Annotated in this window: 2 protein-coding genes; both read left to right on the top strand. The window is 66.0% G+C overall.

Annotated features, from left to right (window positions below):
• Positions 1-551, top strand: a 551-nt coding sequence (locus EOA28_RS35725; protein WP_148671105.1) for a DUF4129 domain-containing protein, incomplete at its 5' end; no start/stop codon positions are given.
• A partial coding sequence (locus tag EOA28_RS35730) for a DUF4350 domain-containing protein (protein WP_148671106.1) occupies positions 548-1,387 on the top strand: 840 nt, incomplete at its 3' end. The genes EOA28_RS35725 and EOA28_RS35730, both read left to right, overlap by 4 nt.

Genomic DNA, 1,387 nt, shown 5'->3' on the forward strand with positions numbered 1-1,387 from the left:
AGTTCGGGCTGCCGACCTATGTGCGGCCCGAGCCGCCGCAGTGGCTGAAGCCGCTGCTGGATGGCCTGGCCAAGCTCGGCCCCTACATGATCTATCTGTTCTGGGGCGCGGTGATCCTCGGCGTCGCGATTATCGCTTTTCTGCTCGTCCTTGAAGCCAAAGGCGTCGCCTGGCGCCTGTCCTGGCGGCGCAAGCGCCAGGAGACCGAGGAGAAGGAGGAATGGCGTCCGGACGCTGAAGTCGCCCAGGTCCTGCTCTCCGAGGCCGATGCGCTCGCCGCCCGCGGCGAGTTTGACGAGGCGGTGCATCTTCTGCTGCGCCGCAGCGTCGCCGACATCGCGACCCACATACCGGACTTCCTGCGACCGTCGCTCACCGCGCGCGACATCGCGGCCGCCAGCTCGATCCCCAGCCGGCCCCGCGCCGCCTTCAGCGAGATCGCCCGCATCGTCGAAGCCGCGCTGTTTGCCCGGCGGCCCGTCGGCGCCGAAGGGTGGCAGCAGGCGCGCGGCGCCTATGAGCGCTTCGCCTTCCGGGACGCCTGGGCATGAGCGTGGCAACGACGGAAGCAGCGCAGGAGCCGTTCAGCCGCAAGACGTTGTTCTGGGGCATTTTCGCCAGTCTTCTGGCCGCTGCAGGCTTCTTCCTCCTGTCCACCTATGCGCCCGATTTCCGCCAGCCTGAAGGCGGCGCCACGCCGTTTTCGAAAGGCGGCACCGGTTATGCCGGGCTTGTCGAATGGCTGAAGCTCACCACTAGACAGGCGCCGCCGATGGAGCGCGGCGAGAAGGACCTGGAGTCGCCGCTGGCTTCCACCTTCCTGCTCGTCGTCACCATCGCGCCGGGCAGCGACCCGGCCGCGCTCGATCACCTCATCAAGCTGCGCTCAGGCAAGGACACGCTGTTCGTGTTGCCGAAATGGCAGACCATGCCATTGCTGGGCCGTGACGGTTGGGAAACGAAAATCGAACGGCTGCCGAACTCGGTCGTCAACGACTGGCTCGGCCGCATCGCCAAGGCGAAGCTCGGCGAAGGCAAGCCGAAGGTCGACACGATCGATGTCCAAGGCCGCAAGATCGCCGTGCCGGACGAACTGCAATGGGTGGCGGACGATCACCCGCTGATCGCGGCCGGTGACGGCAAAGCCATCCTCACCGAACTCGACAACGAACCCTTCTACATCCTCACCGATCCCGATTTCATCAACAATGCCGGGCTGAAGGGCGAGCAGACGGCGGCCGCAGCGCTCGACATGATCGCCATGCTGGAGCCCGCCAAGGGCGCGGTCATGTTCGACCTGACGCTGCACGGCATCGGCCAGAAATACGATCTCGCCAAGCTCCTGGTCGAACCGCCCTTCCTGGCTTTGACGCTTTCGGTGCTGGTG

Source organism: Mesorhizobium sp. M2A.F.Ca.ET.067.02.1.1, from assembly GCF_004023285.1.
GTDB lineage: Bacteria > Pseudomonadota > Alphaproteobacteria > Rhizobiales > Rhizobiaceae > Mesorhizobium.